General features: G+C 73.3%; 12 protein-coding genes, 1 tRNA gene and 1 other RNA gene. 7 read left to right on the top strand and 7 right to left on the bottom strand.

Annotation, left to right across the window (positions count from 1 at the left end):
• Positions 1-94: 94 nt before the first annotated feature.
• The 4 genes from ACP7BI_RS11980 to ACP7BI_RS11965 all read left to right on the top strand — a co-directional run bounded on the left by ACP7BI_RS11980 (position 95) and on the right by ACP7BI_RS11965 (position 4,466).
• Complete coding sequence (locus ACP7BI_RS11980; RefSeq protein WP_425846581.1) at positions 95-376, top strand: hypothetical protein; 282 nt, start codon at positions 95-97, stop codon at positions 374-376.
• A gap of 318 nt (positions 377-694) precedes the next feature.
• Positions 695-1,492: a DeoR/GlpR family DNA-binding transcription regulator gene (locus tag ACP7BI_RS11975; protein WP_425846579.1), complete on the top strand. Its 798-nt coding sequence runs from the start codon at positions 695-697 to the stop codon at positions 1,490-1,492.
• Entirely contained in the window at positions 1,489-2,481 is a 993-nt protein-coding gene (locus tag ACP7BI_RS11970) for a 1-phosphofructokinase family hexose kinase (protein WP_425846577.1), read from the top strand. Before ACP7BI_RS11975 ends, ACP7BI_RS11970 begins: the two co-directional genes overlap by 4 nt.
• A complete protein-coding gene (locus tag ACP7BI_RS11965) occupies positions 2,481-4,466 on the top strand; it encodes a PTS fructose transporter subunit IIABC (RefSeq protein WP_425846574.1) in 1,986 nt (661 codons plus the stop codon). Before ACP7BI_RS11970 ends, ACP7BI_RS11965 begins: the two co-directional genes overlap by 1 nt.
• A 57-nt stretch (positions 4,467-4,523) precedes the next feature.
• Here the strand turns inward: ACP7BI_RS11965 and rnpB are convergent.
• The 4 genes from rnpB to ACP7BI_RS11945 all read right to left on the bottom strand — a co-directional run bounded on the left by rnpB (position 4,524) and on the right by ACP7BI_RS11945 (position 7,633).
• Positions 4,524-4,881, bottom strand: an RNA gene (gene rnpB / locus ACP7BI_RS11960) — RNase P RNA component class A.
• A gap of 47 nt (positions 4,882-4,928) precedes the next feature.
• Complete coding sequence (locus ACP7BI_RS11955) at positions 4,929-6,029, bottom strand: hypothetical protein (protein ID WP_425846571.1); 1,101 nt, start codon at positions 6,027-6,029, stop codon at positions 4,929-4,931.
• A 36-nt stretch (positions 6,030-6,065) separates the two neighbouring features.
• A complete protein-coding gene (locus ACP7BI_RS11950) occupies positions 6,066-6,806 on the bottom strand; it encodes a zinc ribbon domain-containing protein (RefSeq protein WP_425846569.1) in 741 nt (246 codons plus the stop codon).
• A complete protein-coding gene (locus tag ACP7BI_RS11945; protein ID WP_425846566.1) occupies positions 6,797-7,633 on the bottom strand; it encodes a Nif3-like dinuclear metal center hexameric protein in 837 nt (278 codons plus the stop codon). The genes ACP7BI_RS11950 and ACP7BI_RS11945 overlap by 10 nt, the downstream gene beginning before the upstream one ends.
• A 54-nt stretch (positions 7,634-7,687) precedes the next feature.
• On the opposite strand from ACP7BI_RS11945, the gene ACP7BI_RS11940 reads away from it, so the two are divergent.
• Positions 7,688-7,760, top strand: a tRNA-Val gene (locus ACP7BI_RS11940).
• Positions 7,761-7,769: 9 nt separating this feature from the next.
• On the opposite strand, the gene ACP7BI_RS11935 is transcribed toward ACP7BI_RS11940, so the two are convergent.
• The gene (locus ACP7BI_RS11935; RefSeq protein WP_425846563.1) at positions 7,770-8,348 is read right to left on the bottom strand and encodes a TetR family transcriptional regulator; all 579 of its coding nucleotides are present in this window, start codon (positions 8,346-8,348) and stop codon (positions 7,770-7,772) included.
• A gap of 259 nt (positions 8,349-8,607) precedes the next feature.
• Here ACP7BI_RS11935 and ACP7BI_RS11930 point away from each other — a divergent pair, with 259 nt between their 5' ends.
• A complete protein-coding gene (locus ACP7BI_RS11930) occupies positions 8,608-8,730 on the top strand; it encodes a hypothetical protein (protein ID WP_425846560.1) in 123 nt (40 codons plus the stop codon).
• Positions 8,731-8,760: 30 nt separating this feature from the next.
• Here ACP7BI_RS11930 and ACP7BI_RS11925 read toward each other — a convergent pair whose 3' ends face one another.
• Together ACP7BI_RS11925 and ACP7BI_RS11920 are read right to left on the bottom strand one after the other, a co-directional pair.
• A complete protein-coding gene (locus ACP7BI_RS11925) occupies positions 8,761-10,227 on the bottom strand; it encodes a DUF222 domain-containing protein (protein ID WP_425846558.1) in 1,467 nt (488 codons plus the stop codon).
• A gap of 201 nt (positions 10,228-10,428) precedes the next feature.
• Positions 10,429-10,887, bottom strand: a complete 459-nt coding sequence (locus ACP7BI_RS11920; protein ID WP_425846555.1) for a peroxiredoxin — start codon at positions 10,885-10,887, stop codon at positions 10,429-10,431.
• Between the two features lie 151 nt (positions 10,888-11,038).
• Here ACP7BI_RS11920 and aceE point away from each other — a divergent pair, with 151 nt between their 5' ends.
• A complete protein-coding gene (gene aceE / locus ACP7BI_RS11915) occupies positions 11,039-13,756 on the top strand; it encodes a pyruvate dehydrogenase (acetyl-transferring), homodimeric type (protein WP_425846553.1) in 2,718 nt (905 codons plus the stop codon).
• Positions 13,757-13,804: the final 48 nt, after the last annotated feature.

Below are 13,804 nucleotides of genomic sequence, written 5' to 3'. Positions count from 1 at the left end.
CACGCGGCGCGAGCGCGACGGCCGCGAGCCGCGCGCCCGGCATCGCGGGCACGCGGACGAGCGCCGGCGTGCGCAGCCCCGCACCGAGTGGCGGATGTTCCGCCGCGCCGCATGGGGACCCGCCACGGCCGAGCTCGACGGCGCGCGCGTGCGCGCGACCGTGCGCGACGCGGTCATCGAGCTCGACCGCACCGACCGCCGCAGCCTCGACGAGCAGCGGGCACGGCCGTGGCGGCGCCCCGAGGCAGACGGCGTGCCGGTGCTGCTCCACGGCGAGCGCGTCGGCACCCTCGTCGAGGCGGCGGCGGCATCGTGCGGCGCGCGTCGATGCGCGTCACGGGCGACGCCGCGCTCATCGGTGCTGGGCTCGAGCTGACCTACCGGGGCTGCCGTTCGCACTCGCGCTGCGCTCGCACGGTCGCGCGCTCGTCGCCACGCGCGCGTGGGCCGCGCCCTTCGACGCGCTCGTGAGCGAGTACTCGATCGTGCGCGAGCACGACGTCGTGCCGCCGCGCGTCAGGAGCGGCGCGAGCGACGAGCACATCGCGCTGTGGCTCGCGGTGCGCTGGAGCCTCGCGAGCTGAGCCGGATGCCCCGGCGGGACTGAACTGCCTCGCGCCCGCCGCTGCGCAGTCGTGGGGACAATTCTGCGTTTGTCTTGTTTCATCTGTGTTCGTGTTGTAACGTCTTCCTCATGGAAGCATCGATGCTCGTCCCCGAGCGACGCGACAGGATCGCTGCGCGACTCAACATCGACGGGCGGGTGCTCGTCACCGAGCTCGCCCGCGAGCTCGGCATCACGACCGAGACGGTGCGCCGCGACCTCGATGCGCTCGAGCAGGCGGGCATCGCGCGACGCGTGCACGGCGGAGCGGTGAGCGCCGCGAGGTCGAGTCTCGTCGAGACCGCCGTGGGCGCGCGCCAGTCCGCACACGCCGACGCGAAGCGCCGGATCGCTCGGCTCGCGAGCGAGCGGCTCATCGCCCTCGCGCCCACGAGCGTGCTGCTCGACGCCGGCACGACGACCGCCGCGCTCGCCGCCGAGCTCGTCGCGACCTGGCCGCGCGCCGCCGGTCCGCGGCTCGTCGTCGCCACGCACTCCCCCGCGATCGCGCAGACCCTCGCGGCGCATCCCTCGATCGAGGTGCACGCGATCGGCGGCCGCATCCGCGCGGTCACGGGCGCCGCGGTCGGCGCACAGACGGTGCTCTCGATCAGCGCGCTGCGCCCTGACCTCGTCGTGCTCGGGACGAATGCGCTCGACCACGACGGCGCCTCGACGCCCGATCCCGACGAGGCCGCGGTGAAGTCCGCGATCGTCGCGGCCGGGCGGCGCGTCGCCCTGCTCGCCGACTCGAGCAAGCTCGGCGAGGTGTCGCTCGTGCGCTTCGCGCCGCTCGATGCGATCGACGTGCTGCTCACCGACACCGAACCCGCGCGCGAGCTCGCCGCGGCGCTCGACGCCGCCAGCACCGAAGTGCACGTCGCGTGATCGTCACACTCACCCTCAATCCCTCGATCGATCGCACGATCGAGCTGCCCGGCACGCTCGTGCGCGGCGCGGTGCAGCGCCTCGGCGGCCCGGCGACGGATGTCGCGGCCGGCAAGGGCGTCAACGTCACGCGGGCGCTCGCCGCGGCGGGCATCGCCTCGCGCGCGGTCGTGATGGCCGACCCGCACGACCGCTTCTCGACGCTGCTCGCCGCCGACGGCATCGCCGCGGTGTGCGTCCCGGTCGCGGCGCCCGTGCGCACGAACCTCGCGATCACCGAGCCCGACGGCACGACGACGAAGCTCAACGAGCCAGGCCCCGAGCTCGATGCCGCGGCCGAGCGACGCATGCTCGCCGCCCTCGGCGACGCTGCTGCCGGTGCCGACTGGCTCGTCATCTCGGGCTCGCTGCCGGCCGGCGCTCGCACGTCGATCGTGGTCGACGCGATCGACGCGGCTCGCCGCGCCGCGCCGCGCATCCGCGTGGCCGTCGACACCTCCGGCCCCGCGCTCGCATCAGCGGTGACGCACGGCGTCGACCTCGTCAAGCCCAACGACGAGGAGCTCGAGGAGCTCCTCGGGCTCGCGCGCGGCGCGATCGCCGGCATCGACGCCGCCGCGACCGCCGCCCGTGCGCTCGTGGGCCGCGGCGTGGGCGCGGTGCTGCTCACCCTCGGCGGTGCCGGCGCGATCCTCGCCGACGCGGAGCGCACCTTCCACGCGACGCCCCCGCCGACGCTCGTCCGCTCGACGGTCGGTGCCGGCGACGCGAGCCTGGCCGGCTGGCTCATCGCCGAGCGCCGCGGCGACGACGCCCCCGGACGGCTCGCGCAAGCCGTGGCGCACGGCTCGGCCGCCGCGGCGCTGCCCGGCACCGGCACCCCCACGACCGCGGACGCCGACGCGTCCCGCGTCGACGTCACCCGCCTCGAGGCGGGCGCCGTCCCCCTCTCCACCGCGGCTCAGGCCGCCGAGACCCAGGAGCACTGATGCCCCAGATCATCACGCCAGAGCTCGTCGTCCTCGACGCAGCGCTCAGCACCGACAAGGAAGCGGTCATCCGCGCGCTCGCCGCGCGGGCGGCCGGCACCTCGCGCGTCTCCGACGGCGACGGTCTCGTCGAGGCCGTCCTCGCCCGCGAGGCTCTCACCCCCACCGGCATGGGTGCGGGCATCGCGATCCCGCACTGCAAGTCGGCGGCGGTGCGCGAGCCGAGCCTCGGCTTCGCACGGCTGCAGCCCGCGGTCGACTTCGGAGCGCCTGACGGCCCGGCCGACCTGGTCTTCATGATCATGGCGCCCGACGACGCAGCCGAGACGCACCTCGCCGTGCTGTCGCGGCTCGCGGGCTCCCTCATCGACGAGCAGTTCACGAGCGCGCTGCGCGCCGCCGAGACGCCCGAGGAGGTCGTCGCGCTCGTCGACGGTGCCGTCGCGGAGCGCGACGAGGCGGCGCTCGCGCCGGTCCCGGAGGGCGATCGCAGCATCGTCGCCGTGACCGCGTGCCCGACCGGCATCGCGCACACCTACATGGCGGCGGATGCGCTGCAGGCGGCGGGTGAGCGCGCCGGCGTGCGCGTCGTCGTCGAGACCCAGGGGTCGAGCGGCACGAAGCGCCTCGACCCGGCCGTCATCGCCGCGGCCGATGCCGCGATCTTCGCCGTCGACGTCGACGTGCGCGACCGCTCGCGGTTCGCGGGCAAGCCCTTCGTGCAAGTGCCGGTCAAGCGCGGCATCGACGCCGCGGACGCGCTCATCGTCGACGCGCTGCGCGTCGCCGACGATCCGAGCGGCGCGCGCGTCGCCGGTGGCTCGGGCGGCGACGAGCCGGCCGGCGCGGCGGCCGTGAGCGGCAGCGCGCTCGGCGGCACCGTCAAGCGAGCGCTCCTCACCGGAGTGAGCTACATGATCCCGTTCGTCGCCGGCGGCGGGCTCCTCATCGCGCTCGGGTTCCTCTTCGGCGGCTACCGCATCACCGAGGTCGCGGGCGACGTCATCGTGCAGAACGCGCTCTGGAACCTGCCCGACGGCGGGCTCGGTCAGTACCTCGGCGCGGTGCTGTTCTCGATCGGCGCGGCCTCGATGAGCTTCCTCGTGCCGGCGCTCGCCGGCTACATCGCCTACGCGATCGCCGACCGCCCGGGCATCGCTCCGGGCTTCGTCGCGGGCGCCGTCGCGCTGCTCATGAGCGCCGGCTTCATCGGCGGCCTCGTCGGCGGCCTGCTCGCGGGGCTCGCGGCGTGGTGGATCGGCTCGTGGCGGGTGCCGCAGTGGATGCGCGGGCTCATGCCCGTCGTCATCATCCCGCTGCTCGCGTCGCTGTTCGCGTCGGGCCTCATGGTGATGCTGCTCGGCGGGCCGATCGCGGCGCTCATGGCGAACCTCACCGGCTGGCTCGAGTCGCTCTCGGGCGCCGCCGCCATCGGTCTCGGCCTGCTGCTCGGCACGATGATGGCCGTCGACCTCGGCGGGCCCATCAACAAGGTCGCCTACGGCTTCGCGGTGGCCGGCTTGAGCCAGGGCAGCCCCGAGAACCCCGCGCCCTGGATGATCATGGCCGCGGTCATGGCGGCGGGCATGGTGCCGCCGCTCGGCATGGCGCTCGCGACGGTGCTCGACCGGCGCCTCTTCACCGTCCCCGAGCGCGAGAACGGCAAGGCGGCCTGGCTGCTCGGCGCCTCGTTCATCTCGGAGGGCGCGATCCCCTTCGCGGCCGCGGACCCCCTGCGGGTCATCCCCGCCGCGATCCTCGGCGCGGCGTCGACCGGCGCGATCTCGATGGCCGCGGGCGTCACGAGCCAGGCGCCGCACGGCGGCATCTTCGTGTTCTTCGCGATCGGCAACATCGCGATGTTCGTGCTCGCGATCGCCGTCGGCACCGTCGTGACCGGCCTCGCCGTCATCGCGCTCAAGCGCTGGGCGCGACGCTCGCCCCAGCGGCAGGCGCAGCCCGAGGCGGAGCCGGTCGCCGTGTGAGCCGCTCGACTCGACGGGGCGCGGTGAGGACTCCCGCGCCCCGTCGACTGCTCGAGGTGAACCGGCCGGCCGATACGCCGGGTTCTGTCGTGGACGGTCATCTCTCTCGGGGATGCATTGCTGCAGCCCTCCAGCGACCTACCCGCGGACGGGACGAGCAGCCCCATGATCCGCTGTCTGGTCTTGCTCCGGGCGAGGTTTGCCTAGCCGCCGCGCTCGCACGCGACGCTGGTGGGCTCTTGCCCCACCGTTTCACTCCTGGCCGATCGGTCGCCCGATCGGTGGACCTGCTCTCTGTTGCACTTTCTCGCGGGTTGCCCCGGGTGGACGTTATCCACCGCCCTGCTCTGCGGAGCCCGGACGTTCCTCGGCACCGCCCCCGAAGGGGTGGCGACGCGACCGCCTAGCCGACCGGTTCACGACCTCAGGGTACCGCCCGAGCCGGCCGGAGGCATCCGCTCGTCACCGCTCGAGCGCCTTGCGGTAGTAGGCGGTCGCGTGCAGCGGGCGCCCGCCGAAGCGCGTGAACTGCCGCACCGAGCCGGGGTTCATGCGCCCGACGAGCGTCGAGCGGAGCGTGGTGCAGCCGAGCTCGGCGAGGTTGGCGTGCAGCCGCCGGGTCAGGAGCGTCACGATGCCCTTGCCCTGCGCGTGCGGCCTCGCGCCCTGCATGACGAGCACCGCCTCGCGGCGCAGCGCGCCGCGCCGGGCGATGAGCTCCCAGCGCTCGCGCGCGCCGAGGCGGCCGCCCGATCGCTGCAGCACGCGCGAGGGGTCGAGCACGGCGAGCACGAATGCGACCGGCTCCTCCTGCTCGTCGCGCGCGATGAGGAACAATCCCTCCTCGTGCAGCCACCACAGCCCGTCGGTCTGCGCGCGGAGCTCCTCCCGCGAGTAGGGCGTGAAGGTCGGCAGCAGCGCGAACGAGTCGTTCAGCAGCGGCAGCAGCGCGCGCAGGCCGCGGCCGAGCCCGAAGCGCGTGACCTCGTCGATGCGGATGCCGACGCGGTCGAGCTCCGCCTCAGTCGGGCCGTCGTCGTCCACGACCTCGACGATCCACGTGTCGGCCTCGTACCAGCGCTCGAAGCCGCGCGCCTCGAGCGCTCCCGGGAGCCACGACGGGTTCCACGCCGAGTCGAGGAAGCCGCGCTCCTCGAAGCCGCCCGTGATGACGCCGCCCGACTGGTTCGGCAGCAGCTGCGCGGGCCCGAAGAGCTCCGTCGCGCCCGCGCTCGCCGCGCGCACCGCGAACTCGTCGACGAGAGCGTCGACGACGGATGCGTCGGGGGCGACGAGCGCGCCGAACACGAGCGCGCGGGTGCCGAGCCGGGCGTCGAGCCGGTCGTCGCGGTGCACGACCGCGCGGCCGACCGGTTCGTCGCCGCGGCGCGCCACGAGCAGCGTGATGGGGTGCGGATGCGGGTGCCAGCCCCTGAACCAGCTGCGCACCGTGCGCTCGGGCAGCGGCACCGCGAGCCCGCCGTGCGTGTCGTGGCCGAGGCGCAGGAACGCATCCAGGCCCGCCTCGTCGGCGACCTGCTCGACGCGGAGGCCGCTGCCCATGCCCCGCATCGTACGGGGGCCGGTGCGCGGCCCGCGCTAGATGCCGCTCTCCTCCGTGCGCACGAGGATGGCGGAGGAGTTGGGGTCGAGCAGCACGTCGTCGTCGGCGGCCGACTGGATCGTGTAGAGCTCGGCTGCGGTGAGCTCGACACCCGAGGCGACCGACGTGCGGCGCTGCAGGAGCGTCGCGCCGATGCCGTAGCGGGCGCGCTGGCGCTCGTAGAGCGCGAGCAGCTCGGGCGAGATGACGGCCGTGCGCTGCTCGCGCTCCGCTCGGGCCTCCTCGAGCTCGCGCTCGATCCCGGCGGCGTCGGCGGCGCGCTCGGCGTCGAGGCGGTCGCGCTCGGCGCGCGCCTCGCCGGCCGCCGCGCGCGCCTGCTCGAGCGCGGTCGCGGCGTCCTCCTGCGCCTGCATGGCCTCGAGCTCGAGGTCCTCGAGGTCGCTGCGCCGGCGCTCGAGCGTCACGATCTCGTGCTCGGTCGCGGTCGCGACCTTCGCGTCGGTGATCGAGGGCAGCCGCTCGCGGTTGCGCTGCAGCCGCGCCTCGACGACCTTGACGTCGCTCTCGGTGCGGGCGACCTCTGCGGTCGCGTCGTCGTGCGCGCCGAGCCGGTCGAGCACCTCGCGGTCGAGCTCGGCGAGCCGCGCGTCGAGCTCGGCGATGCGCTTGGCCTGCGGCAGCGCCTTCGCCTTCGCGGTCAGCCGCACGATGCGGGTGTCGACGTCCTGCAGCTCGAGCAGCCGACGCTGCTCGTGGTTCGAGGCCTTCAGTGCCATGCGTGCTCCTCCTGGGGGACGGCGAAGTCCCATGGGTCGGTCCTGATCTCGCTCACCTCGACGGCGACGCCCGGGAGCGCCGCGCGCAGCTGCTCGGCGGCGGGCCGCAGCCACAGCGACTCGCTCGCCCAATGGGAGACGTCGATGAGCGCGGGGCCCTCGCCAGCGATGTGCCGCTCTCGGGCATCGGAGGCCGGGTGGTGGCGCAGGTCGCTCGTGATGTAGACGTCCGCGCCGAGCACCGCGGCCTCGCGCAGCAGCGAGTCGCCCGCGCCGCCGCAGATCGCGACGCGACGCACCGAGCGCTCGGGATCGCCCGCGACGCGCACGCCGCCCGCGACGGCGGGCAGCAGCTGCGCGAGGGTGCGCGCGAGGCCAGAGAGCGAGGTCGGCTCGGGCAGGTCGCCCACGCGACCGAGCCCCTTCGCGTCGTCGACGCGGTTGACGACGATCGGCTCGGCACCCGCGAGGCGCAGCATCGAGGCGAGCTCGCCGCTCGTGCCGCGGTCGACGGCGTCGGCGTTCGTGTGTGCAGCGAGCAGCGCGACGCGCTCGCGCACGAGCCGCGTGATGACGCGGCCGGCGGGCGTCGTCGCGGCGACGCTCGAGACACCGCGCAGCAGGAGTGGGTGGTGCACGAGCAGCAGGTCGGCGCCGCGCTCGACGGCCTCGGCCGCGGTGGCCTCGGTCGCGTCGACGGCGAGCAGGATGCGCGACGCCTCGTCAGCGGGATCGCCCGCGACGAGCCCGACGGCGTCCCAGTCCTCGGCGGTCGCGGCGGGCCAGAGCGCCTCGACGGCACGCTGCACATCCGCCACGGTCGTCATGGCCCCATCCTAGGGAGCGCGCGCCGCCACCGCGGTCGGTGCGATGATGGTCGAGGGCGGTTGGCGCAGCTGGTAGCGCACTTCGTTTACACCGAAGGGGTCGCCGGTTCGAGCCCGGCACCGCCCACGAGCGGCCTCAATCGACTGCGGCCCGCAGCAGCCGATCGAGTGCCGAGTGCGCCGACCGCAGCGCCGCAGCCGGGTCGGGCTGGGCGGCGACCCAGACCGCGCTCTCGTTCATCGCTCCGGAGAGCTGCGCGGCGAGCGCCTCGAGCAGGTCGGCGCTCACCCCCAGCTCCTCGAGCGCGTCGCGGAGGTGGGCACCCGAGTGCTCGGCGTCGCTCTGCCGCCACGCCTCCCAGCCGAGGATCGCTGGCGCGTCGACGAGCAGGATGCGAGCGGTCGCGCGGGCCGTGATGGCGTCGAGGAAGGCGTGCGATCCAGCGCGCAGCCGGTCGAGCGGATCCTCGCCGGCCTCGTCGGCAGCGGCGACCACGCGCTCGGCCACCTCCCCGTGCAGACGGTCGACCACTGCGGCGAGCACCCCAGCCTTGCTGCCGAAGTGGTGGTAGACCGCCCCGCGCGTCACCCCCGCCGCGCGTGCCACATCGTCGAGAGAGACCGCGGCGACGCCTTGGGCCGCGAACTGCGCGCTCGCTCGCCCCAGGATCCGCTCCGCGGTCCGCGCGGCGTCAGCGGCAGAGGCTCGAGGCATGGTCTTCCTTCACAGACTCGACGTATGCATCTTCGGAGACGATACATGCACAGTGTACGTAAGGAGGCCGCCATGACGGCGACAGCGTGGCATCCCGTGCTCATGGCGAGCGACGTCCCGGCCGCGGCGAGCTTCTACCGCCGTGCCCTCGGCTTCGAGACGACATTCGAGACCGAGTGGTACGTGTCCCTGCGACTGGGCGACTTCGAGCTCGCACGAGCGGCTCACGCGCGAGCTCGGGCTCGAGTCGCTGCTCCCCTTGCGCGACGAGGACTTCGGGCAACGGCACTGCATCTTCGAAGCGCCGGATGGGGTGCTGCTCGACGCGATCCAGCCGATCGCGCCGAGCGCGGCGTTCGCCAAGGCCTACCTCGACGGCTGAGCGATCTGCCGTCCCTTCGCGTCGGACGGCCTAGGTGCGCATCGGGACTGACGGAGGCGTCGTGCCGAGTCGGGCCGGGCCCGCTCCGAGCCATCCTGCGATGCGTTCGCGCTGGCGTCGTCGGGGTCTGCGGATGGGTGGCAGGAGGGTGCGGGTGACGCGCCAGCGGGTGCCGATCCTGTCGATGCGGAGCCTGCCGCTGTGGACCTCGCGATGGCACGTCGGGCACAGCAGAATGCCGTTGTCGGTGTCGGTCGGGCCGCCGTCGGCCCAGCGCAGCACGTGGTGCACGTCGCCCCAGGAGGCGGGGATGCGGCAGTCGGGGCCCTGGCAGTGGCGGTCGCGGAGCATGATCGCGATCCGCTGCCAGAGGGAGAACAGCCGCTTGCGGCGGCCGAGCCTCAAGACGTGGCCGTCGCCGTCGACGAGCGCGGCCTGCACGAACCCGTCGCAGACGATCCGGGCCGCGAGCCCGGCCGGGACGGTCTCGCCGGTCTCGACGATGTCGCACGTCGCCGGCCGCCCCTCGGCGTGCTTGTCGAGCTCCGCCTGGGTGATCGCGACCAGCAGCGTCGGCGCGTCGCCGCCGGGCCGGGGCGGCTCGCCCGAGCGGGCGTGGGCGCGGAACAGGCCCACCAGCACGTCCGCGTGCCGCTGCCCGTCCGTGCGCTCATCATCGGCCGGCGCGTCGGGGTTCTCGAACCCGTCCCCGGTGCGGGGCGAGTCGTAGGCGGCCAACACCGCCATCACCTCCGCCCCCTCCACCGGCGGGAACGCCACCCGGCCGCGGAACATCCCGTCCGCGCACTGCGCGAGCGTGAACTCCCGCTCCGCGACCTGCTGATCCTCGCGCGGCTCCGCCCCGTCGGGGTCGAGCGCGGAGACCCACTGCCTCGCCGTGACCGCGAGCAGCTCCGGCGGGGTGGGGACCGCGTCGTCGTAGCCGCGCTCACCCGGACGCTGCTCCCCGACCGCCGCGCCCACGAGGTCCTCCTCCGCCGCGAGCCGCGCGTCGGGGTCGGCGCGGCCGCCGGCGGCCTCCAGCACCTCCACGATCGCCCGGCCCTGGTCGATCGCGATCGACCCGTCCTCCAGCGCCTGCGCGACGTGCGGGTAGAGCGGCTCCAGCGGCAGCCCGGTCGACCCCACCCGCGGCGTCGAGACCCGGGCGAGCTGCAGGATCGCCTTCGCCCGCGAGGCCGAGACGCCCGCCTCGTGGCGCAGCGCGGTCTTCGTCGAGTGGTACCCGAACGTGCGCGCCTGGTTCGGCGCATCCATCGCCGGCACCGACCGCTCCACCACCCCCGCCACCCGCACCAGCGCCCCATCGGCCACGCGGGAGAGCTCGCCGATAGCGGCGAACGCATCCCACCGCTCGACATCGCCCATGGACTCGAACCCGGCCAGGATCGCCTCGACATCCGCCTGGACCGCGGCCAGCCGCTCGCGCAGACCAGCCGCCTCGGGCGACCTGCCCTGCCGCTGCTGCCCGTCCATCACGACCCTCCAACGCGACGACCACGATGCCATCGCTGTCCCCCGATTCTACCGAGCGACTCGAAACTCTGTTCGAGGATCGAGGGGCCTGTGGAGAACTCGGCAGGCGCAGCGACGGCGCTTCGACACGCTCAGCCGCCTGCGGCGGCGGAGCGGCTCAGCGAGCGGCAGCGGGGGCGGAGCGGCCCCGCGGCGGGAAGGTCAGGCGACCTTCGCGAGCGCCTCGCGGTAGGCGTCGAGGTCGCGCGACTCCGAAGTCGAGACCCGGAAGTGGTCAGCGATGCGACCCTCGCGGTCGATCACGTACGTCGCACGCGTCGCGACCCCGCGCTCCGGCAGGAATGCGTCGTAGGCCTGCGCGACCGCCCCGTGCGGCCAGAAGTCGCTCAGCAGGCGGAACGAGAAGCCCTCCTGCTCGGCGAAGACGCCGAGCGACGCCGCCGTGTCGACCGAGATGGCGAGCACCTCCGCTTCGGAGCCCTCGAAGTCGCCGATATCGTCGCGGATCGAGCACAGCTCCCCCGTGCACCGCCCCGTGAACGCAGCCGGGTAGAAGACGAGCACGACGGGGCGGCCGCGCAGCTCCGAGAGCGTCACCGCTTCCCCCGTGTGGTCCGTGAGCGTGAAGTCGGGCGCCTCGTCGCCGATCTGCAGTGCCATGCGGGTCTCCTCAAGTCGTCTCGCGCATCCGCTCGACCATCGTGCCAGAGCGCCCCCGCGCGCGCCCGTCGAGGACCGCCCGGTGGATAGAGTGGAGGGGCTGCGCCCGCCACCCAGGAGCGCACGCGCCCAATCGACGTCAGGAGCTTCGGTGCTGAACGACCAGGACCCGTACTCGGCCCACGTGAACGACACGGACCCCAGCGAGACCGCCGAGTGGCAGGAGTCGCTCACCCAGCTCGTCGAGGCGAACGGCCACCAGCGCGGGCGCGAGATCATGCTCAGCCTGCTCAAGCGCTCGAAGGAGCTCCACCTCGGCGTGCCGATGGTGCCCACGACCGACTACCTCAACACCATCGCGCCTGACGCCGAGGCGGAGTTCCCCGGCGACGAGGCGCTCGAGCGCACCTACCGCCGCTGGATCCGTTGGAACGCGGCCATCATGGTGCACCGCGCACAGGCGCCCGGCATCGGCGTCGGCGGCCACATCTCGACCTACGCCTCGTCGGCGTCGCTCTACGAGGTCGGCCTCAACCACTTCTTCCGCGGCCAGGACGCCCCCGGCGGCGGCGACCAGATCTTCTACCAGGGCCACGCCTCCCCCGGCATGTACGCCCGCGCGTTCCTCGAGGGCCGGCTGAGCGAGTCGCAGATGGACGCCTTCCGCCAGGAGAAGTCGAAGGCGCCCAACGGCATCCCCTCCTACCCGCACCCGCGGATGATGCCCGACTTCTGGCAGTTCCCGACGGTGTCGATGGGCCTCGGCCCCATCAATGCGATCTACCAGGCGCAGGCCAACCGCTACCTCGTCAACCGCGGCATCAAGAGCGAGCTCGACTCGCAGGTGTGGGCGTTCCTCGGCGACGGCGAGATGGACGAGGTCGAGTCGCGCGGCGCGCTGCAGCTCGCCGCGAACGACGGTCTCGACAACCTCAACTTCGTCATCAACGCCAACCTCCAGCGCCTCGACGGCCCGGTGCGCGGCAACGGCAAGATCATCCAGGAGCTCGAGTCGTTCTTCCGCGGCGCGGGCTGGAACGTCATCAAGGTCATCTGGGGCCGCGAGTGGGATGCGCTCCTCGAGCAGGACCACGAGGGTGCCCTCCGCGACCTCATGAACCGCACCCCCGACGGCGACTACCAGACCTACAAGGCGGAGTCGGGCCTGTTCGTGCGCGAGCAGTTCTTCGGGCGCGACCCGCGCACCCTCGAGATGGTCAAGCACCTCTCGGACGACGAGATCTGGGCGCTCAAGCGCGGCGGTCACGACTACCGCAAGGTCTACGCGGCCTACAAGGCGGCGACCGAGCACAAGGGCCAGCCGACGGTCATCATCGCGAAGACCGTCAAGGGCTACGGCCTCGGCAAGAGCTTCGAGGGCCGCAACGCGACCCACCAGATGAAGAAGCTCACGCTCGACGACCTCAAGTCGTTCCGCGACGCGATGCAGATCGACATCTCCGACAAGCAGCTCGAGAGCGACCCGTACCACCCGCCGTACTGGAACCCCGGGATGGACTCCCCCGAGATCCAGTACATGCTCGAGCGCCGGCGCGAGCTCGGCGGCTTCACGCCCGAGCGCCGCTCGAAGCACACGATCATCCCGCTGCCCGAGGACAAGACCTACGACATGCCCAAGAAGGGCTCGGGCAAGCAGCAGGTCGCCACGACGATGGCCTTCGTGCGCCTGCTGAAGGACCTGCTGCGCGACAAGGGCTGGGGCGCCCGCTTCGTGCCGATCATCCCCGACGAGGCCCGCACGTTCGGCATCGACGCGTTCTTCCCGACCGCGAAGATCTACAACCCGCAGGGCCAGAACTACACGTCGGTCGACCGCGACCTGCTGCTGAAGTACCGCGAGGCGCCCGACGGGCAGATCGTGCACGTCGGCATCAACGAGGCCGGCGCGATGGCCGCGTTCACCGCCGCCGCGACGTCGTACTCGACGCACGGCGAGCCGCTCATCCCGATCTACGTCTTCTACTCGATGTTCGGGTTCCAGCGCACGGGCGACTCGATCTGGGCCGCCGCCGACCAGATGGGGCGCGGCTTCCTCATCGGCGCGACCGCGGGCCGCACGACGCTCGCGGGCGAGGGCACGCAGCACGCCGACGGCCACTCGCCGCTGCTCGCGTCGACGAACCCCGCTGTGCTCGCCTACGACCCCGCCTACGGCTACGAGATCGCCCACATCACGCAGATGGGCATCGAGCGGATGTACGGCGAGACTCCCGAGGACGTCATCGTCTACCTGACGGTCTACAACGAGCCGATGGTGCAGCCCGCCGAGCCCGAGGGCGTCGACGTCGAGGGCATCCGCCGCGGCATCCACCGCGTCTCGACAAGCGACCACCACCCGATCAAGGTGCAGCTGCTCGGCTCGGGCGTCGCCCTGCCGTGGCTCCACCACGCGCAGGAGATCCTCGGCACCGACTGGGGCATCTCGGCCGACATCTGGTCGGTCACGTCGTGGAGCGAGCTGCGCCGCGACGGCCTCGAGGCCGACGAGCACAACCTGCTGCACCCCCAGGAGCCCGCGAAGGTGCCGTACGTCACCCAGCGCCTGTCGGAGGCCGACGGCCCGTTCGTCGCGACGAGCGACTACATGCGCGCGGTGCCCGACCAGATCCGCGAGTGGGTCCCGGGCGACTACGCGACCCTCGGCGCCGACGGCTTCGGCTTCGCCGACACCCGCGCCGCCGCTCGCCGCTTCTTCAAGATCGACAGCCACTCCGTGGTCGTGCGCGCGCTCGACGCGCTCGCGAAGCAGGGCAAGGTGCCGCTCGGCATGGTGCAGCAGGCGATCGCGAAGTACAGCATCCACGACGTGAACGCGGGCATGTCCGGCACCGTCGGCGGCGACTCCTAGGCGGCCGCCGCTGACCGCTGACGCCGAGCTGAAGGCGCAGCAGCTCGC

It is taken from the genome of Agrococcus sp. TSP3-2-1, assembly GCF_049897585.1.
Taxonomy (GTDB): domain Bacteria; phylum Actinomycetota; class Actinomycetes; order Actinomycetales; family Microbacteriaceae; genus Agrococcus.
Note: the sequence above shows the minus strand (reverse complement) of the source record. Positions and strands in the feature narration are given on the sequence as shown.

Bases quoted from the DNA above. Each gene is read 5' to 3' on its own strand.
- ACP7BI_RS11965 (WP_425846574.1), top strand. From the start codon at position 2,481: ATGCCCCAGATCATCACGCCAGAGCTCGTCGTCCTCGACGCAGCGCTC.
- ACP7BI_RS11925 (WP_425846558.1), bottom strand. From the start codon at position 10,227: ATGGACGGGCAGCAGCGGCAGGGCAGGTCGCCCGAGGCGGCTGGTCTG.
- ACP7BI_RS11935 (WP_425846563.1), bottom strand. From the start codon at position 8,348: ATGCCTCGAGCCTCTGCCGCTGACGCCGCGCGGACCGCGGAGCGGATC.
- ACP7BI_RS11950 (WP_425846569.1), bottom strand. From the start codon at position 6,806: ATGGCACTGAAGGCCTCGAACCACGAGCAGCGTCGGCTGCTCGAGCTG.
- ACP7BI_RS11980 (WP_425846581.1), top strand. From the start codon at position 95: ATGTTCCGCCGCGCCGCATGGGGACCCGCCACGGCCGAGCTCGACGGC.
- ACP7BI_RS11955 (WP_425846571.1), bottom strand. From the start codon at position 6,029: ATGGGCAGCGGCCTCCGCGTCGAGCAGGTCGCCGACGAGGCGGGCCTG.
- ACP7BI_RS11920 (WP_425846555.1), bottom strand. From the start codon at position 10,887: ATGGCACTGCAGATCGGCGACGAGGCGCCCGACTTCACGCTCACGGAC.
- ACP7BI_RS11945 (WP_425846566.1), bottom strand. From the start codon at position 7,633: ATGACGACCGTGGCGGATGTGCAGCGTGCCGTCGAGGCGCTCTGGCCC.
- ACP7BI_RS11975 (WP_425846579.1), top strand. From the start codon at position 695: ATGGAAGCATCGATGCTCGTCCCCGAGCGACGCGACAGGATCGCTGCG.